Here is a 19576-nt window from a genome sequence, read left to right as displayed (position 1 = left end):
AGCTCGGGGACGCTTGGAGAGCAGAAAATGTTGCATAGGTCTGTGAAGACAGCGCGCGTGTGGGGGGCGGGGATTGCTTTGTCATCTCTATTGACTGGTGGAGCATATGCGGCCGATCCTTTAACGAAAGCTCCGCCTGTTCCTTATGCTGAGACCGATGATTTCTGGACAAGACCGTATCTGTTCGGCGATCTCGGCAGGACCAAGCTGAAGGAGCAGGGCATCGATCTGGGCCTGACGCTGGGTAATGAATCCGTCGGCAACCTGTCGGGCGGAAGCAGGAACACCGCGGCCAACGCTGGACAGCTGTGGTTCGGGGCCAAGCTCGATATGGGGAAGCTTGCCGGCATCCAAGGCGGCACGGTCGGCCTCACGCTGGTCCAGCGTTTCGGCGACAACCTGAATACCGAGGCAGGCATTCCGGCCTTGCAGCTGACCAACGAAGTTTTCGGCCGCGGAAATATTTTTCGCCTGACCCAACTCTACTACTCGCAGAAGCTTTTCAATGATCAGCTTGAACTCAAGGGCGGCCGTCTTCCAGTCGGCTCCGACTTCTTCTTCGGTCTGTGCGAGTTCATCAACCTGACCTTCTGCGGCGGCCAGCCCGGCAACATCCAGGGCGGCTACATCTATAACTGGCCGGTGAGCCAATGGGCCGGCGTCGTCCACTACAACTTCGCCAAGGATTTCCAATTGTCGGTCGGCGTCTACGACGCCAATCCGAATTATCTGACGACGTCGTCGCCCAGCATCTACTTCTTGCCGGGCGTCCCTGGCTCGAACCCGGCCACGGGTGTGCTGGTGCCGGTGGAGTTGGTCTGGGCGCCGAAAAGTCCCCTAAACGGGACCTGGAGATTGGGCGGCTGGTATGACAGCGCGTCGACGATCGATGGTGGCCTTCCGGGTGTCGTTCAGGTCATCCCTGGCGTCGGTGGTGTCCCGACCCAGTTTCTGGGAGATCAACGAGGCCGCTGGGGTGTTTATGAGTCGATCCTGCAGCGCTTGACCGTTGACGGGCCCGGGGCACTGGGTTGGTATACCTTCCTCAATACGACGGTCGCCGATCACCGGACGTCGTTCCAGGACTACCAGATCGCTTTGGGCTTCAAGCACACCGGAACATTCTACTGGCGTCCCGAGGATGAAGTCGGCTTCGCGGTGGGCACGACCCACGTGAATTCGGCTGCCTTTGGCCCGAATGCAGGCGGCAACGAAGTCCCGATCGAAGTCTGGTACGGCTGGCAGGCGACCGGCTGGATGAACCTCAAGTTCGATGCGCAGTATGTGATCAATCCTGGCGGGCGCGGGTTTAATGCCGCCGGCGTGAAGACCGACAATGCCTGGGTCCTTGGCATGCGAACCGAGGTCCACTTCTGATGCGGCGGTAGGCTCATCCGGGTCAACGTATCTGGCGTGCCTCTTCAGGCGTCGGCTTACGCCAAGTTAGCCAGCACCTTGAAGCTCTCCGAAGCCAGCCGAAGGCTGGTCTCCGGAGCGGCTAAGGGCCGGCGCCGACGAAGGCAGGCTGCGCGAGGAGCGCCTCATTTCGCATCACGGGGCTTTTGAGTGAAGCACCCGACAACTTCACCTGCCGAGATTTCGTCGACGAACGCAGGTGACGGCGCAACTCGACAGATCAGTTTGGATCTAGCTTGCTGTGGCTAGCTCAAATTGAGCTCATGCTGGATTGGACCGAGAGTTTTGCAACTAGTTCTAAGCCGGCGTGTGCACCGGGAGATCAAGAAAAATCTATCGAGGGCAAGCGTGAGCGGTGATGCGACCGCAGCAGACGTTCGGCGGCATAGTTGCAGTGATGGAAAAAACGGCGTCGGCGGCTCGAGTCGCTTCCCCGCCACGTGGCGCCACAATTGATGATTCCTTGGACAAGCTAGTGGCCGCCCCTCAGCCGAGATCGTGTAGATCTTTGCCCAGCGGCGGTGTCAGGCGAAACGTCGAAAAAACGACCTTCAACCCGGCCCGCTCGGGTGTGCAGGCCATCGGACCCACGAGGTATGAGCTTGCCTTGGCGAATGGCGACAGCCGCATGAGCGGCCAGAGCTTGCCATCGGCCGAAGCCTGCAAGCGAAGGACGCCGTTCGCGACGGTCGCGCGCACCCAGAATTCGCGGGCGTCATGCTCATAGGGCGCCGTCGCCCAGTCCGATCTCCCGTCGGTGAGCACGCTGGCAAGCATGGCGCGACCGTCCGAGAACTCGATCCCAGCCTTGACCCAACGCTGCTCGTCGATGCGCACCATGATGCCGGCTTGATCATAGAGTGCCTGAAAGTCACCCTGGACGCGCAACTCTGCGGTGAATGCCTCGGCGGTCGGGAAGCCCAGGAAATGCCCGCTGTCCCGGCTGAAGCCGTAGTGGGTTTCGCGCCAGAAGTCGGTGGCTTTGTCCGTGACGATCTGAAGGCTGTCGCCCTGCGCGGACCATCGTTCCGGCTCGTTCAGCCACACGCCGTCGTTTCTGCGGAAGATCGGATCGCTCATGTCAAACCTCGGTTAGCGGTTCCGGCCGATGTCGCGGAATAGTATGCCCGAGTGATAGAACGACTGATGCGAATTCAGAGTCTGGTTAAACTTGATCGAACCAGACTCTGTCTGTCAGCTCTCATGACTGCCTTGACGGTCAGAGGATCAAAGCAGCCCGTTCTTCTTCAAGATGGCTTGAGCATTATCCTTCGTAATCAGCATCGTGGGCAGGGTGATGACCGGTTGCAGCTGCTCGCCCTTCAAGAGTTTGACGGCCTGGCGCAGGCCCTCGGCTCCCGGCGTTGCATAGAGGAATGTTGCTGTAAGCTGCCCCTTGCTGACCCAGGTCACGCCTTCATCTGGCAGCCCGTCGATGCCGAGAATGAACTTGATGTCCTTGTCGCGGCCGGCGTCCTTGGCGGCGAGATAAGCACCATAGGCCATCGGATCGTTGTGCCCATAGACCAGATCGATCTTCTCGTTATTGCGGAGCGCCGTCGTCATGATGTTGTAGGCCTTATCCTGCTTCCAATCGCCTGACTGGTTATTGAGCAGATTCTTGATGCCCGGCTCCTTGTCGGTGAAAGCATGGAAGCCGTCGTGCCGATCATGTGCAGGTTGGGTGCCCATGCCGCCCCAGATCTCGACGACATTGCCGGTCGCCTTGCCGGGACCGCCAAGCAGCTTGACCGCGTGTTCACCGGCTGCGCGACCGATTGCAACATTGTCGCCACCGATAAATTGGGTGATCCGCCTAGTATCGACGTTGCGATCCAGCACGATTACTGGAATCTTGGCGTCGATCGCCTTCTCGACGACGCCGGTCAGCCCCGCCGACTCCTTCGGAGAAATCAGGAGGACATTGACCTGCTGCACGATCAGGTTCTCGCAATCGGCGACCTGCTTTTCCGTCTTGTCCTGTCCGTCGGTAATCACAAGGTCAACATCTGGCTGATTCTTTGCCTCGGCTTGGATGTCTTTATTGAATTGAACGCGCCACGGCTCGAGCGTAGTGCATTGGCTGAAGCCGACTTTCCACTTGGCCGCCGCTCGAGCAGGCGTCCAGCCGGCCGGCATATAGACGGTCATCGCGGCACCAGCCATGGTGGTCGACAATTTCAAGAATTCACGACGCTTCATCGAGGTCCTCCCTTGCAAATTGCGCCTTTGCAGCGCTCGGCAGCCGATAGGATGCGGCTGTTTTGGGATCGACGTTCGCTTCCTGCGATCGGCTGAACCGCCATCGCGCGAAGAGCTGGCCGAGATTCTGTTCCTGCACCAGTACGGTGCAGACGATGATCAGCCCCTTCATCAGCAACTGGACATTAGAGTCGATATTCTGAAGCTGAAGAATGTCGGAGAGCAAACCGAAGATCAGGACGCCGACGAAGGTGCCGGCGAGACCACCTCGGCCGCCCATCAGGCTTGTTCCACCGATTACGACTGCGGCGATTGCGTCGAGTTCGAGTCCGGCGCCGGCATCGGGCTTGCCTTGTCGGTACTGCGCGACGAACAGGACGCCTGCAATACCTGCCAGAAGTCCGGAGAGCAGATAGGCCGTGAGCTGGATCTGGGCGACCCTGATGCCTGACAGCTTGGCGGCCTCGACATTTCCGCCGATCGCGTAGGCATAGCGGCCAAAAGTCGTGAAACGCAGGATCGCACCGAATAGGATGATCGCCGCCAGAAAGAAGACGCTTGGCACCGGCAAGATGCCCCACAGCATCGAACGGAGAAGCTCGAATGCTTCGGTCGCGTTGGTGCCGGTGTAGACCGGCACTACGGCATTGTCCTGCCCTGCGGTGAGCCGCGCGATACCAAGGGCACTTACCATCATTGCCAGCGTGGCGATGAATGGCTGCAACCGTCCGCTGACGATCAGAAGTCCGTTGACAGTGCCGAGCAGCAGCGCGAGGCTCGGCGCGACCAGGAGGACGCCGAGAACACTGAACTTGGTTGTCACCTGGCTCGCCGTCCACCATGCAATTGCGATGGCGGCGACAAGGCCGAGCAGCCCTGGTATACCTATGGTGTGCCAAGGCGAGAGCGCGTTCTCGCGGCGCCGTCCGGCACCGACATCATGACCGCGCGCGAGGCCGGTGAAGATAAAGCGCGCCACCAGTGCTACGGCAGCGCCGCCTACAATTGTCGCGACCGGCACTCCCATCGCGGAAGCGGCGGTCCAGCCGGGTTTGGTAAGCAGCATCGCACAAATAACAGTCGAAAAGCCCATGATCGACCCGACCGATAAATCGATGCCGCCGAGCAGAATGACCAGCGTCATGCCGGTCGCGACCAGCCCTGTGATCGAGACCTGGCGCAGGACGTCTGTCAGATTTGCGTAGGACAGAAAGATATTGTTGCCGGAGGACGTATGCGGCGAAGTGAGCGCGCCGATCAGGCACATGATCAGCAGACCCCAATAAAGCTTGGTCCGCGACAGGAGCCGAAGTACCTTCACATTGGTGCTCCCTGCGACCACTCCGCCATGCCGGGAGCAGCAAGACGCATCACGGTCTCTTCCGTTGCTTCCTCGCGCCGCAGAATGCCGGTCTGCCGTCCCTCGCACATCACGAGAATTCGGTCAGACAGCAGCAGAAGCTCGGGCATTTCCGACGTCACCACGACGATGCCGAGGCCTTGCTTGGCGAGATCAAAGATCAGCCGGTATATTTCCTGCTTGGCGCCGACATCGATGCCGCGGGTTGGCTCGTCAAGCAGAAGAATACGAGGCTCGGTCGCTAGCCATTTGCCGATCACGATCTTCTGCTGATTACCGCCGGAGAGTGACGCGGCTACCTGACCGATGCCCGTGCAACGGACCGAGAGTCTGCGGACCATGTCGGCGGCCAATCCGCGTTCTCTTGCGAAAGCGCGCAAGCCAAACTGCGACATCGCTCCGATTGAAGGCAGGGCGATATTGTCACAGATCGAGGCAGAGAGATGCAGCCCGCGTTCCTTGCGGTCTTCGCTGACGAGCGCGAGGCCAAGACGATAGGCATCGGCTGGCGAGTTGATGTCGACGGCTATGCCATCGATCGCAATCTCGCCGCCCCGCCAGCCGCGCACGGCTCCAAAGATCGACTCCAGGATCTCCGTCCGGCCGGAGCCAAGCAGGCCGCCGATGCCTAGGATCTCGCCCCGCCTGAGTAGAAAGCTGATGCCGTGCAGAGTCCGTCGCCAGCCGCGCGAACTGAGCGTGTCGAGCGTCAAGTCGCGCACGGAAAGGACGACCGCGCCGTCATTCGCAGCGGCAACCCGGTCGCTTGCGGCGATGTCGCGCCCAACCATCGCCGAAATGATCGCACGGTGAGACAACTCGTCGATCGGAGCCGTCACCACCCGCCTTCCGTCGCGCAAAACAGTTACCCGATCGGCGAGATCGAGAACCTCCTCAATCCGATGCGACGTGTATATGATCGCGACGTCTTCGCTCGCGAGCTGGCGCACGATCTTGAACAGCGTCTCGCATTCCGAAGAGGACAATGCCGAGGTCGGCTCGTCCATGATGAGGATGCGGGCGTTCAGCGATAAGGCCTTGGCGATTTCCACCAGCTGCTGCTCGCCGACACGCAATTCAGCAACGCGGCTTTCGGGGGCGATCTTGACCCCGAGACGTTGCAAGAGCCGCCCGGCCGCCCTGACGATGCGGCGGCGATCGATGAACACGGCGCCGATCAGCGGCTCACGACCGAGGAAAATATTGTCAGCCACGCTCAGCTCGGGAACAAGATTGAGCTCCTGATGGATGATCGCAACGCCTGCTGCCTCGGCGTCGCGGACGCCGGCAAATGACACGGCGTGGCCCTCGACCTGGATGGCACCGTCATAGCTCGTGTGTACGCCGGCGAGAATTTTCATCAATGTGCTTTTGCCGGCACCGTTCTCGCCCATCAATGCATGCACTTCGCCGTAGCGCAGATCGAAGTCGACGTCGTCGAGCGCCTTGACGCCTGCAAAGGACTTCGAAACGTGCTCTGCAGCAAGGACAATTTGCCCAGCCCTGCCGGCCAACTCGACCGTGCGAGAGGAGCGGGACCCGGCCCGTTCATCTTCTCCGAGAGCGCCGAAGCGTGTCTCCATCAGGCTGCTCCTCCCGGCGCGCCCTTAGTCTTTGGAGACATTGAGCCGCAGGTGTTCGCTGCGTATTTTTCTGATATGCTAGTTATATCAGTCGCTATTCGTCAAGCCATTTAGTTTCCGAATTGGCTTCACGCCACCGGGAAAAATCAGTCGAGGGATTACGGCATGCATTCAGTTGGTGGGTTCAGCGGAGGGACGGCTGCAGCACGAGGACGCAGGGCAGGGGGGTCAAAAGTCGACCAGGCCTATGTGGCGCTCAAGCGAGCCATCGTTTCAGGCGCGCTCGCACCGGATACCCCGATCGACAAGAACGAGTGGTGCGCCGCGTTTGAGGTGTCCAAGCTCTCTATCACGACCGCGATCAACCGGCTCGCTTTCGAGGGGCTTGTGGTGGTCGAGCCGCAACGCGGATCTTACGTGGCCAAGATTCACCTTGATGATATGCGGCAATGGATGTTGATGCGCCGTGCATTGGAGGTTGAGGTTGTCGGGGTCTGTGCGGCCGAGATGTCGGACGATGCGATCGCGGCGCTTCGTCAGAATCTCGCCTACCAAAAGACCGCCATCACCAGCGGAGATCTTGAAGGCTTCCACGAACTCGACACCAGATTTCATCGCCAGATGACCGAGGGCCTGAGTCTTGCACGAGTTGGCGAGGTCCTCGATCCGATCCGAACGCATCTTGAGCGCGTCCGCCGAACGCTGCTGCCGGAGCCGGGACGGCCTGAGGGAACTTTCCGCGAGCACGAAGCGATCTTTCACGCGATCGCCGCGCATGAGCCGGATCGGGCGAAAAGCGAAATGGCGAACCATCTCGATCGCGTATCGCGCGAACTGCAATCCTTCGTCGCAAGACACCCCGACTTCTTTGAAAATTGCGTCCCGATCGAAGCACGGATGCGTGAGTTGACCGGTGACAACCAAAAAACACGAGAATGAAATCAACGAACGAGAGCCGCCGGCGCGAGGAATCGAACTTTTGTGTTTACCTCCGCGGCACAGAGCTGCGTGATCTGCAGCGACGCTGGACGTGTTGTTTCGTCTGATGTTTCGGCTCAAATGCGAGGCAGCATGGGCGGAGCTTTCCGGGAGCGTCAGGCTTCGCGCTCCGCTTCAAGCACAATTCCCTTCACCCACTTCCGCTAAATCCGTGGGAATAAGAAAGGCCTCTGCGGTCCGGCGCTTTTCTTCGGCCAGATCAACCCGGCATTGAGACAGGCAGTTTGGTAAATCCTTCGCGCGATGTCCGCGTTAGGCCAAATGCGAACTATCCGAAACCGCGGCTCTTGGCGCCACCCGGACATTCCGTGGATGAGTCGGGCTCACGCTTCGATTGCGTTCTTGATGCGTTGTCGTGTCAGCGGTAGATCGCGCAGGCGCTTCCCGATGGCATTGGCAACCGCATTTGCGATCGATGCAGCCGCAGGACCCTGGCCAACCTCGCCACTGCCCAAAAACGGCTGGCCGGGACGATCGATCAGATGAACCTCTATGCTGTCCGGAACTGCATTGAACCGCAAGATCGGGTAGGTTTGCCAATCGATGCTGGTGATCCTCGTATCGTCGAAGATCACGCTCTCATAGAGCGTCCAGCTCATCGACTGCACGATTGCGCCCTCGATCTGGTTGATCAACCCGTTAGGATTAACAATTTGTCCAGCATCGACTGCGGCAACAGCACGCACAAGGCGTGCGCGACCGGTGTCGCGGTTGACCCCGACTTCGGAGGCGATGGCGCAATAGGCCGCGAGGTTCTTGTAGCGGGCGAAGGCAAATCCGTAGCCGTGGTCGGTCGGCGGCGTCTGGTCCTTCGTCCAGCCGAAGCTCCTCGCAGCTTGCTCGATCACGTCGCGAGCGCGCTGGTCCTTGAGGTGTCTCAGTCTGAACTCGACAGGATCCGTGTTTGCAACAGCCGCGAGCTCCTCCATGAAGCTCTCGATGGAAAATACATTGTGGTAGGCGCCGAGGGATCGCAGCGCAGAAACCCGGAGCGGCATCTCGGCAATGAAGTGATGCACGACCTTTGTGTTGGGAAACGAATAGATCGGGATCGCGTTGCGGTCGCCGCCGCCTTCCGGCAAAGGTAGGGGCTTTGGCTCTGGCGCGGCGATCGGTTGCGCCTTGTGTTGCGCGGCAAGCAGCGCACCGGCGCCGCCCGGGCGCATCGAATGCGTATTGCTCCACACCTCGAATTGCCAATCCGCGATCCGCCCCTCGGCTTTAACCGATGCCTTCAGTCGCGTCACCATGGCTGGGCCGAAAGGCTCCCAGGCATGCTCCTGCTCACGCATCCATTGCAGGCGAACCGGACGTCCCGGCAAAACGCTGGCGATCAGTGCCGCGTCGGCGGCGGCATCGTCGGCACCATTGTGACCGTAGCAGCCGGAGCCTTCGACGTGAATCAGGCGAACGCTTTCGAGAGGCATGCCGAGCATCTCTGCGATAGCCTCGCGGTCGGGATAGACTCCCTGGGTGTGAGTCCAGACGGTCATCGCGCCATCGGTGAACTGAGCGACCGCACATGACGGGCCGATCGAGCCGTGTGACTGATAGGGCCGTGTGTAGGTCGCCTCGAGCGTTCGCTGGCCCGTGACCGCGGGGTCGCTGAGCTCGAGGATCGTGGAGTCCCGCGACGGCAACCCGGTCAGGATCTCGCGTGGATCGCGCTGCTTTGGCAGCCTTGCGCTCTCTTGCCACCGCGCCGCGACCGCAAGCGAACTCATCGCCTTGATCGACTGAAATTCCCTTTCTGCGACCACAGCGAGGAAATCACCGTCGCGAATGACCTTGACCACGCCTGGCATCTTCTCGGCGGGCGAGGTGTCGCAGTCGGTCAGATGCGCGCCATAGCTTGGTGGCCGCACCACGCGTGCATGCAACATTCCGGGCAACCGGATATCCTGGACGTAGGCCGCGCCACCTGTGACCTTGGCGGGAATATCGACCCGCGCGATCGGTCGCGCCATTACTTTGAAGGTGGCAGGCTCCTTGAGCCGTGAGCTCGACTGCGCCTGCACGTGCAGCAGTTCGAAGGCGACCAGTTCGCCATAGGTCAACCGCATGCCATCCTGATTGACGACAGTGCCGTTCTCGGTTCGCAGGGTCTCTACCGGCTGCCTCAATCGGCGCGATGCTTCCTCAAGCAACAAGTCGCGCACTTGCGCGGCAGCGTTCTGGATCGCCGTTCCGCTGTCCTGCATGGAGTGACTTCCTGCGGTATAACCCTCGTTGGCGGTCAGCTTGGTGTCCGCCGTCACGAGCGTCAGGGATTCGAATGGCACATCGAGCTCTTCGGCGGCGATTTGTTGTAAGGCGGTCCTGATGCCTTGGCCCAGCTCGGCCTTGCCGGTGAACGCCGTGATGCTGCCGTCGGCATCGATCCGAATCCACGAATCCAGGTAAGGCGCTCGTGCAAGGCTGCCCGGTCGGCTGGGCGCGCCTGCTGATGCCTGCTCCTGGGCGGTTGCCCGGCCGAGCGAAAAGCTGACGATCAGCGCGCCGCCGCCCATCAGCACGCGACGGCGATCAAGAGTGAGGGGAGCGTTCATGACGGACTCCCGTGGCCAGCGGTCGAGTTGCCGGCTTCGCGCATCATCCGTGCGGCGCGATGCACGGCGCGCAGGATGCGCATGTGGGTCCCACAACGGCACAGATGCGGCGCGAGCGCGGACCGGATCTGCTGGTCGGTCGGCTTCGAATTGCGCTGCAACAGCGCTTGCGCACGCATCATCATGCCAGGAATGCAATAGCCACATTGCGCTGCCTGTTCCTCCATGAAGGCGCGCTGGATCGGTGCCGGCCTGTCGACTGTGCCCAGTCCCTCGAGGGTCGTGATCTGCTTGCCCACCAGCAAGACAAGCGGTGTGACGCAGGAGAGAACCGCCTTGCCGTCGACCATGACCGTGCAGGCGCCGCACTGCCCGAGCCCGCAGCCATACTTGGCTGCATTCAGCTTGATGTCGTCACGCAAGACGTAGAGCAGTGGTGTATCCGGCTCGGCCTCGATTTGGTGGTCTCGACCATTGACCTTCAAAATCATCATGGCTTGTCTCGTGGTAGCGGTTCGGTCGCTATGTTTGGCGGATCCGCCGAAGTCTGGAGGAAGGCGGCTTGGGCCTGCCGGGCCTGGGCCACGGTCTGCTCGACCTTGCTCCATGCGGGCTCGTGACCGAAGTGAGCGCGCAGATAGATCAAGAGCGCACCCACCTGTGCGTCGGTCATGCTCGGAGCGAAGCCGGGCATGATCGGGCTGCGTTCGTCGTCCAGCGCCGGCAGGCCGTACAGAATGGTGTTGGCGGCGTTGCGCGGATCCGGTGCGCTGATGGCGGTCGAGAGGTGGAGATTGAGCCCAGCATAGGGAAGTGGCCGCGAGGTTTCATGGCAGCTGGCACATGCCGCCGCGTAGATCGCTGCTCCAGTATTGGTCGCAGGCGAAACGGCATTCGGCGCGAAGATCGACGCCGATGTTTGTGGTGCCGCGGTCGGGGCTTTGTTCGCTTCGGTTCGCACTGCTTCGGCGCTGCGAATGCGGTCGGACGCGGGCGACCCGAAGAGGCCGGCGACATACGTGGCAATCGCGCGGACGTCGTCGGCGTCGACCGGCGAAAGATTGCTCACCACCTGTGCCATCGGCCCGCGTGCGACGCCATGATCCGGATGCCAGCCGCGCCGCAGGTAAGTGAATAGTGCCTGCTCCGTCCATGGGACTGGTGCCGGGGATTGCACATTGATCGCATAGGCGAGCCAGTTGTCGGCTTCGCCGCCGCCGAATGCCGCCTCTTTCCGTTCAGCGCCAAAGGCATTGCGTGGCGTGTGACAGGCGCCGCAGTGAGCCAATCCTTCGACTAGATAGGCGCCTCGATTCCATTCGCTGTTTTTCGAAGAATCGGGACGCACCTCGTCGTGACGCAAGTAGAGTAGCTTCCAGGCGGCGATGAGCGGACGCTGATCGAATGGAAACGAGAGTTGATTCTGCCGGGCCGGCGCATGGACCGGCCGGCGCGTCATGAGGTAAGCATAAAGAGCGCCATCGTCCTGGTTGGTGACATGGGTGAAATGGTCATAGGGAAATGTTGGATAGAGATGCTGGCCGGCACGGTCGACACCGGAGTTCATCGCACGCCGAAACGCCGCTTCCGACCAATGACCGATGCCGGTTTCCGGATCGGGCGTGATGTTGGTTGAATACACCGTCCCGAACGGCGTGCGCACGGGCATTCCTCCCGCGAGTTGCTCGCCGCCGCGCACCGTGTGGCAATCGGTGCAATTGCCGATGGCGGCGAGTTGACGGCCGCGCTTGACCAGTTCGGGATCGAATGATTGACGGGCGGGCGGGTCGATCGTTTCGATGGCCGGGCGCCAAACGAGCGCCAACGACGCGCCGATGATCAGCAGCACGGCTACGAGGGCCAACGCGATCCGCATTGATATGGTCATACCGGATCTTCGTGTGCGACCACGCTATAACGAGGCCTGTCCTCGCCTGTTTCGCCGAAGACCTTCCACTCACCAGATTTTGACGGTTCTCGCGATGGCGCTTTCCGGCAAGTGGCGACCGTGAATGCGGGGCACGCGACAGACGTGCCCTGGTCGGATTAGCCGATGCCCATGGACCCGACCTGACGGAACCGTTCTCACACGAGAAAGTGCTTGCGGGCCACAGAAACCCACCTTCATTCGTTTCATTGAACGACATTGCGAGTGGTTAGGGCAGCGTGCCTCAAGGTTCGGCGGCTGACGAAGTCACACGCACTCACGCGCCTTTTTCAAGTTTGTGGAACTCTTGCCGATGGTCGCAAGCTTGCGTGTCGCGCTGATTTGGCCATGGCTTGCCGGGGCGGGCCTTACGTGCGCGTCCGACATGGCCGATGCTGCCGACATTCACCATGGCGAGGGAGCGTTCGTTCGTCAGTGCGCGCTTTGCCACACCATCGACAAAGGAGGACCCAACCGTTTTGGACCAAACCTGTTCGGCATTGTTGATCGTCGCGCCGGGACAATCCCCGGGTTCCACTATTCGGCCGCATTCAAGGACACGGCATCGTGGGACTGGAATGTCGATGCTCTGCGCGGCTGGATTTCAGCACCGAAGCAGATGGTCCCGCAAAGTCCCATGAGTGTGTTTCAGGGCGTATCGGATCGCGATCGCGATGACATCATCGCCTACCTCGCAACGCGGAAGTAGGTCCCATGAGAGCGCGTACCATACCTGCTTTCGGCCTGCTTCTTGGTTCAATCGCGCTGCTTGCAAGGCTCGCGGCGCAGCCGACCGCAACGGCTGACAACAAGGTCAATAGCGGCGGGAACGAGATCGGTGGAGTTGTGACCAGCCGCTTCGGCCCGGAGGCCGGCGTCTGGGTGATTGCGGAAACGCGCGATCTCGGTACACGGTTTGCCAAGATCGTCGTAACCGACGACTTCGGCCGCTACTTGCTGCCTGATCTACCGAAAGCGCGCTATCGTCTGTGGGTCCGCGGCTATGGCTTGGTCGATTCGAAGAAGATCGACGCCGATCCCGGCAAGACGCTGAACCTGACGGCCGAGATCGCTCCCGATCTTGCGCATGCCGCGCAATATTATCCGGCGATCTACTGGTTCTCGATGCTGCACATTCCGGACAAGAACCAATTTCCTGGGACCGGCCCTAACGGCAACGGAACCCCCGAGGAATTCAAAACACAGGATCAGTGGCTCGACGTCATCAAGACAAACGGCTGCGGCAATTGCCATCAGATCGGCAATTACGCGACACGCAGGATTCCGGAAGCCTTCGCTCGGGACTCGTCGGTCGCTGCCTGGGCCGAGCGCCTGCAGGCGGGAGTTGGCGGTACCACCATGGTTCGCACCATGGGCCGGCTGCTCACGCCCGATGGCGGACATCTTGCCGCGCTCGCGGATTGGACCGACCGAATTGCGCAAGGTCAGCTGCCGGCAGCGAGTCCGCCGCGCCCAAATGGTATCGAGCGCAACCTCGTGGTCACTGTCCGCGATTGGCTCGATCCAAGACACTATCTCCATGATCTAACGGTCACAGACCGACGGCAGCCGACCGTTAACGGCAATGGCTTGATTTACGGCGCGACCGAGCTGTCGACCGACGACATGCCTGTGCTCGACCCGGTCCACAACAGCAAGAGCGTGATCAGGATGCCGGTGCGCGACGGGGAGGGAACGCCGAGTTCAGCACTCGCCAGTCCGGTGTTGGCGCCTTCGGCCTATTTCGGGACTGAGCAGGTCTGGGATAGCCACGCCAACGCGCACACCCCTGTGATGGATCAGGACGGGCGCGTCTACTTCACCGCGCAGTCACGCCCACCCAATGTCCAACCCGCGTATTGCGGCAAGGACTCGCCGCTGCGTTCGGCGCAGCTCTATCCGCTGACTGAAGCGCATGAAGGCTTCTTTCAGAATGCGCGACAGGTCACGGTCTTTGATCCCCGCACGCGAAAATTCTCCTTCATCGACACCTGTTTCGGCACCCAGCATCTGAATTTCGCCGAGGATGCCGACAACACGCTTTGGCTCGGCACCAACACCCAGGGCAAGCTCGCGGTGATCGGCTGGGTCAACACGCGAAAATTCTTGGAGACCGGCGATGCTGCGGCCTCGCAGGGCTGGACGCCGCTTGTGGTCGACACCAATGGCAACGGCAGACGTGACGAGGGCTACAACGAGCCCGGTCAACCACTTGATCCGAGCAAGGATACGCGGGTGCCGCTTGGCACCTACGGCATCTCGTGGAATCCGCTCGACGGCTCGATCTGGGGCTCGAGCCTGCGCCATCCCGGCTACATCATCCGCCTCGATCCCGGAACGAACCCGCCCGACACCGCGCTTGCCGAAGTCTACAAGGTGCCGATGCCCGGCTATGGGATCAGAGGCATGGACGTTGATCGCAACGGTGTGGTGTGGGTGCCGCTGGACAGCGGCCACATCGGCAGCTTCGATCGCCGCAAATGCCACGGCCCGCTCAATGGATCCGGCGCCGAAGGTGGCAACAAGTGTCCGGAGGGCTGGACATTCTACCCGCTGCCGGGCCCGTCGTTTCAGGGTGACTCCAGTGCTGCCGAAAACCCGTATTACGTCTGGGTCGACCAGCACAATGTTCTTGGACTTGGAGCGGACACGCCGATTGCGACCGGCAATCAGTCGGATTCGCTGCATGCACTGGTAGGCGGCCGCGTGATTGAGCTACGCGTGCCTTATCCAATGGGATTCTTCGCCAAGGGAATCGACGGTCGCATCGATGACGCCGCAGCCGGTTGGAAGGGGCGCGGTCTATGGGTGACCTCGGGCAATCGAACGCCGGTACACATCGAGGGACTTGATGCGCCCGAGCCTGGCGCGCCCGGAGCGACGGAAGCAACACGCTCGAGTCCGCTAGTGGTGCAATTCCAGCTACGGCCCGATCCGCTGGCGCACTGACACTGCCTCAGGGCGGCGAAGTGGCATCGCGTACGACGCAAAACTGCGCCGACCATTTGGGTCTCCGGAAAATTGCCACCATCAGGACTGTCCGGATTCGCTGCGCTGCCGAGCGCCGCCCCGGACCAAGCGGCCAAAGAGCTCGGACGCCGCGGCGGTGGCAGGCTTTCGCCGCGCAGCGCTCAACGGCCTACGAAGCGTCCAAGTGCGGGTTCCTCCGGCGTTGGTCTCAAGCAGCAATGCAGTCGGGCGGAATCATTCTTGAAAATCAATCCGGCCCTGACTTGCCACCGAAGAAAGCGTCTTCAGGATACAATGGGCTTTGTGAAACGCGTGTAAAGATCAGTCGACAGGCTCGAGACGCTTCCTTGGCGACCGCGCTCGGCCTATCGAGCTTCTGCCTCACCGCTCCCTTAAACTCTCCTGCCCATAGCGGATCAGCGGCGACACCAGATAATCGATGATCTTGCGCGTGCCGGTCTTGATCTCCACGGTCACGGCCATTCCGGGCGCGAGGTTGACGGTGCGGCCGTCGATGTCCATTTGCGCCCGGTCGAGCGAGATGCGGGCCGAGTAGACGAGCTCCTGGCCCTTTGGCTCGCTGGTTGAGGTCTCGGTGCCGGCCGGGGTATCTCCCGGCTTCTCCGGCGGCTTGTTGCGGACGATGGCGTCCTGGGAGACGCTGATCACCTTTCCATTTCGCAGGCCGTAGCGGGTGAAGCTGAAGGTGTCGACCTTGATCGCCGCTTCCTCGCCGGGATGGACGAAGCCGATGTCGCGGTTCGAGATCATCGCCTCGATCTCGAGGCCGCCGCTCGAGGGCACCACGACCATGAGCGTCTGCGCGGGCGTCACGACGCCGCCGATCGAATGCACCGCGAGCTGCTGCACGATGCCGTCCTCCTGTGCCGTGAGGCGCAAGAGGCTGGTGCGCTGCTCGGCCTTGACGATGTCCTGGCGCAGGCCGGCCGCTTTCTGCTCGGCCTTGGCGAGGTCGTCGAACAGGCCGCGGTTATATTCGGCCTCGGTGCGGCGGAGCGTTTCGTCGAGACCTGAGATCGCGGCATCGGCTTCGGCATAGTGGCTCTTCTGGACCAGGAGCTCCTGCTGCTGCGAGACCAGGTCCTGCATTTCTGTCAGGTATTGCAATTTCGAACCGAACTCGCGGTCGACGAGATATTTTCGCACGTCGACCCGCTGCTGCATAATGGGGATCAGGGCGCTGATCTTGCCGATCGTCGCCTCGGTGGTGGCACGCTCCGCTTTCTTCTGCGTACTCTGCCACTCGATCGAGGTGATCTTGGCCGCCTGTTCTGACGTCTGCGACGCCAGGAAACGCTTGGCGGTACGGATCTGCTCGGAGGTCGCGTGCTCGGGTGGGGTGAACTTGGCTGGGTCGCCGCCCGCAATCGCCGCGCGCAGGCGCGCGATGTCGAGCTCGCTCGCGAGCAGGTCGCTCTGGAGATGGCCGAGCTCGGCCTCGCTCATGGTGGGATCGAGCTCGATCAGGAGGTCGCCCGCCTTGACCCGTTGGCCATCCTTGACATGGATGGCGCGGACGACCGCGGTCTCGAACGGCTGGATCACCTTGGTGCGTCCGTCCGGAACGATCTTGCCGGTCGCGGTCGCGATGATGTCGACGGTGCCGATGCTCGCCCACACCAGCGCGATCAGGAATACGGCCGAGATCGATGCGGCGACCGCGCGGCCGGTCGGCGAGGGCGGGGTCTCCACGATCTCGAGCGCCGCGGGCAGGAACGCCAGCTCGTCGCGGGTGCGCGTCGGCCGGCGCAGCGAGGCCATGAGCGCCCTAGCCGACTTCATGGAGTCCCGCCTGTACCCGATGCAGCGTGGCGTAGCGGCCGCCGCTCCTGATCAGCTGGTCGTGCGAGCCGTCCTCGACGACGCGGCCGCGCTCGATGGTGATGATGCGGTCGGCGTTGCGCACCGTCGAAAGCCGGTGGGCGATGATCAGCACGGTTCGGCCCGCGGTGATCTCCCGCATGTTCTGCTGGATCACGCGCTCGCTCTCATAGTCGAGCGCGCTGGTCGCCTCGTCGAAGATGAGGACGCGCGGATTGGTGGTGAGCGCGCGCGCGATCGCGATGCGCTGGCGCTGGCCGCCGGACAGCGTGCTGCCGCGCTCGCCGATCACTGTGTCGTAGCCGTCCTGGAGCTCGAGGATGAAGTCATGCGCGCCGGCGAGCTTGGCCGCGGCCACCACGCGCTCCATCGGCAGCGCGGGATCGGACAGCGCGATGTTGTCGCGCACCGAGCGGTTGAACAGCATGTTCTCCTGGAGCACGACGCCGACCTGTCGGCGCAGCCAGGTCGGATCGACAGGCGCAAGATCATTGCCGTCGACCAGCACGCGGCCGCTCTCGGGCAGATAGAGGCGCTGGATCAGCTTGCCCAGCGTGCTCTTGCCGGAGCCGGAGGTGCCGACGATGCCGACGATCTGGCCGGCCGGAATCTTCAGATTGACGTCGCTCAGGATCTGCGGCCCGTCGATGCGGTAGCGGAACCCGACATGCTCGAAGGTGATGTCGCCGCGGATGGCAGGAAGAGCAGCGCGGCCGGGGCGGTGGGTCGGCTCCGGCGTGGTGTTGAGGATGTCGCCGAGCCGCTCGACCGACAGGCGCGCCTGGTGGAAATCCTGCCAGAGCTGGGCGAGCCGCAGCACCGGCCCGGTGACCCGCCCCGACAGCATGTTGAAGGCCACGAGTTCGCCGACCGTCAGGTTGCCGTCGATGACGAGCTTTGCGCCGAAATAGAGCAGGATCGCCATGTTGATCTTGCTCACGAACTGCACGGCCTGGCTGGCGACATTACCGAGATTGACGACGCGGAAGCTCGACGCGACATAGCCGGCGAGCTGCTCCTCCCAGCGCTTCTGCATCTGCGGCTCGACCGCCATCGCCTTCAGTGCTTCGACGCCGGTGACGCTCTCGACCAGGAAGGACTGGTTTTCCGCACCGCGCTTGAACTTCTCGTCGAGGCGCAGGCGGAACAGCGGCGTGGCGCCGGCCGAGATCGCGATGTAGAGCGGGAAGGACGCCAGCACGATCGCGGTCAGCAGCGGCGAATAGAAGGCCATCAGGCCGAGAAAGACGAAGGTGAAGAACAGGTCGATCACCAGCGTCAGCGCCGAGCCGGTGATGAAGTTGCGCAGGTTCTCCAGCTCGCGCACGCGCGCCACGGTGTCGCCGACCCGCCGCGCCTGGAAGTAGGACAGCGGCAGCGCCAGCAAATGATGAAACAGCCGCGCGCCGAGCTCGACGTCGATGCGGTTCGTCGTGTGGGAGAAGAGGTAGGTGCGCAGCGCGCCGAGCACGACTTCGAAGATCGAGATCGCGACGATGCCGGCGACAAGGACGTCGAGCGTGCCGAGGCTGCGGTGCACCAGCACCTTGTCGATCACCACCTGGAAGAACAGCGGCGACACCAGCGCGAAGATCTGAAGGAAGAACGAGGCGACCAGGACCTCGCCGAGCAGGCCGCGATAGCGGTTGATCGCGCCCATGAACCAGGTGATGTCGAAGCGCCGCGACAGCTCGACGAGGCCGGCGCGCTTGGCCATCAGCACGATGCGGCCGTCCCAGATCACCTCGAACTGGGCCTTGGTCAACATCTGCGGGCGCGGCGACCCCGGATATTGCACGATGGCCTTGCCGTCGCCGGCCTTGCCCAGGATCAGGAAGCCGCCGTCGCGCAAGGGGACGATGGCGGGCAGCGGCGTCTTGTCCAGCCGCTCCCAGCTCGTCTTCACGAGGCGCGCCTTGATGTTGAACTGCTTGGTGGAGCGCAGCATCTCGGTGGTGCCGACCGTGACGACGCCGAGCTGGTGGCGGAGCTGCTCCGGCTCCACGGCGACGCCGAGGAACTGCAGCATCATGACGAGCGCGGTCAGGCCCGGATCAGCCGGCGGCTTCGGGACGGCCTGAACCGGCGCTTCCCGCGCGCTGGTGTCCCTGGCAATGGTCTCGTTAAGGCTCATCGGCGGTAAACATCCGTGCGCATCGGGTCCGGATGATTTCACGGACGATTATCCGGCCAGTCGGCCGGCAAGCGAGGCGAATAGCTAACGCGGCTATGTTACGGTTTGATAACTATGCCAGACCGATCACATAACTATATTTTTGAGCATTCGGCGGCCGGATCGCGGGGCAGCGGAAGGCATGATGTGCCTCCAGCCGCAATCGCAGCACACACCGGGGCGAACCCCCGGTGCGCATGTCGTTGACGGGCCGGATCAGCCGTGGCTGGCCAGCGTGGTCTGCTGCTGCGTGGTGTCCTGGGCCACGAGGCTGCCTTCGACGCCGGCATCCGGAACGATGCTCGCCGACTGCTGTACCAGCAGCGACAGCGAGATCGCCGTTCCGCCATGGCCGTCATCGCTGACATTGAGCTCGGTGCCGGACTGCACGCCCGCGAACCGGTAGGCGTAGGTCCCCGAGTTCGTAGCGAGCGTCAGCGTCGAGCCATCGAAGGTGAACGACGACACCGACGTGTCGAGCAGGTCGATCGTGTCGCCGACTTCGAAGTTCGAGACGGTGCCGGTGAGGCCGGCCGCATTCTCGAGCGACAGCGT

14 protein-coding genes are annotated in these 19576 nt (G+C 62.1%); 4 read left to right on the top strand and 10 right to left on the bottom strand.

Annotated elements, in window-relative coordinates:
- Window positions 1-27 precede the first annotated feature (27 nt).
- Window positions 28-1377, top strand: a complete 1350-nt coding sequence (locus AYJ54_RS04165) for a carbohydrate porin (RefSeq protein WP_063696741.1) — start codon at window positions 28-30, stop codon at window positions 1375-1377.
- A gap of 525 nt (window positions 1378-1902) precedes the next feature.
- Here AYJ54_RS04165 and AYJ54_RS04160 read toward each other — a convergent pair.
- The 4 genes from AYJ54_RS04160 to AYJ54_RS04145 form a co-directional block, all read right to left on the bottom strand.
- Window positions 1903-2496, bottom strand: coding sequence for a DUF1349 domain-containing protein (locus AYJ54_RS04160; protein ID WP_063696740.1), 594 nt, complete (start codon window positions 2494-2496; stop codon window positions 1903-1905).
- 147 nt (window positions 2497-2643) lie between these two features.
- The gene (locus tag AYJ54_RS04155) at window positions 2644-3618 is read right to left on the bottom strand and encodes a substrate-binding domain-containing protein (RefSeq protein WP_063696738.1); all 975 of its coding nucleotides are present in this window, start codon (window positions 3616-3618) and stop codon (window positions 2644-2646) included.
- On the bottom strand, window positions 3605-4939 hold the full coding sequence (locus tag AYJ54_RS04150) for an ABC transporter permease (RefSeq protein ID WP_082905470.1): 1335 nt from the start codon (window positions 4937-4939) through the stop codon (window positions 3605-3607). Before AYJ54_RS04150 ends, AYJ54_RS04155 begins: the two co-directional genes overlap by 14 nt.
- On the bottom strand, window positions 4936-6561 hold the full coding sequence (locus AYJ54_RS04145; protein ID WP_082905469.1) for a sugar ABC transporter ATP-binding protein: 1626 nt from the start codon (window positions 6559-6561) through the stop codon (window positions 4936-4938). The genes AYJ54_RS04150 and AYJ54_RS04145 overlap by 4 nt, the downstream gene beginning before the upstream one ends.
- 165 nt (window positions 6562-6726) lie before the next feature.
- On the opposite strand from AYJ54_RS04145, the gene AYJ54_RS04140 reads away from it, so the two are divergent.
- Window positions 6727-7500 carry a GntR family transcriptional regulator gene (locus tag AYJ54_RS04140; RefSeq protein ID WP_082905468.1) on the top strand — a complete coding sequence of 258 codons (774 nt, stop codon included), beginning with the start codon at window positions 6727-6729 and terminating at the stop codon, window positions 7498-7500.
- A 383-nt stretch (window positions 7501-7883) separates the two neighbouring features.
- On the opposite strand, the gene AYJ54_RS04135 is transcribed toward AYJ54_RS04140, so the two are convergent.
- The 3 genes from AYJ54_RS04135 to AYJ54_RS04125 are packed head-to-tail and all read right to left on the bottom strand — an operon-like array spanning window position 7884 to window position 11958.
- On the bottom strand, window positions 7884-10109 hold the full coding sequence (locus AYJ54_RS04135) for a xanthine dehydrogenase family protein molybdopterin-binding subunit (protein WP_063696734.1): 2226 nt from the start codon (window positions 10107-10109) through the stop codon (window positions 7884-7886).
- On the bottom strand, window positions 10106-10603 hold the full coding sequence (locus AYJ54_RS04130) for a (2Fe-2S)-binding protein (protein WP_063696732.1): 498 nt from the start codon (window positions 10601-10603) through the stop codon (window positions 10106-10108). Before AYJ54_RS04130 ends, AYJ54_RS04135 begins: the two co-directional genes overlap by 4 nt.
- Window positions 10600-11958, bottom strand: a complete 1359-nt coding sequence (locus tag AYJ54_RS04125; RefSeq protein WP_245328877.1) for a c-type cytochrome — start codon at window positions 11956-11958, stop codon at window positions 10600-10602. Before AYJ54_RS04125 ends, AYJ54_RS04130 begins: the two co-directional genes overlap by 4 nt.
- A gap of 463 nt (window positions 11959-12421) precedes the next feature.
- On the opposite strand from AYJ54_RS04125, the gene AYJ54_RS04120 reads away from it, so the two are divergent.
- A complete protein-coding gene (locus AYJ54_RS04120) occupies window positions 12422-12745 on the top strand; it encodes a c-type cytochrome (protein ID WP_161491805.1) in 324 nt (107 codons plus the stop codon).
- 5 nt (window positions 12746-12750) lie between these two features.
- Window positions 12751-14985: a hypothetical protein gene (locus tag AYJ54_RS04115; RefSeq protein ID WP_063696726.1), complete on the top strand. Its 2235-nt coding sequence runs from the start codon at window positions 12751-12753 to the stop codon at window positions 14983-14985.
- Window positions 14986-15387: 402 nt separating this feature from the next.
- Here the strand turns inward: AYJ54_RS04115 and AYJ54_RS04110 are convergent, their stop codons facing one another.
- From AYJ54_RS04110 to AYJ54_RS50530, 3 genes are all read right to left on the bottom strand, one after another.
- Window positions 15388-16809, bottom strand: a complete 1422-nt coding sequence (locus tag AYJ54_RS04110; RefSeq protein ID WP_063696725.1) for an HlyD family type I secretion periplasmic adaptor subunit — start codon at window positions 16807-16809, stop codon at window positions 15388-15390.
- On the bottom strand, window positions 16796-18982 hold the full coding sequence (locus tag AYJ54_RS04105) for a type I secretion system permease/ATPase (protein WP_082905467.1): 2187 nt from the start codon (window positions 18980-18982) through the stop codon (window positions 16796-16798). Before AYJ54_RS04105 ends, AYJ54_RS04110 begins: the two co-directional genes overlap by 14 nt.
- 255 nt (window positions 18983-19237) lie before the next feature.
- A partial coding sequence (locus AYJ54_RS50530; protein ID WP_161491804.1) for a hypothetical protein occupies window positions 19238-19576 on the bottom strand: 339 nt, incomplete at its 5' end.

Origin of the sequence: Bradyrhizobium centrolobii (genome assembly GCF_001641635.1) — a bacterium.
Lineage (GTDB): Bacteria > Pseudomonadota > Alphaproteobacteria > Rhizobiales > Xanthobacteraceae > Bradyrhizobium > Bradyrhizobium centrolobii.
This window is presented reverse-complemented; position numbering and strand designations above follow the sequence as displayed.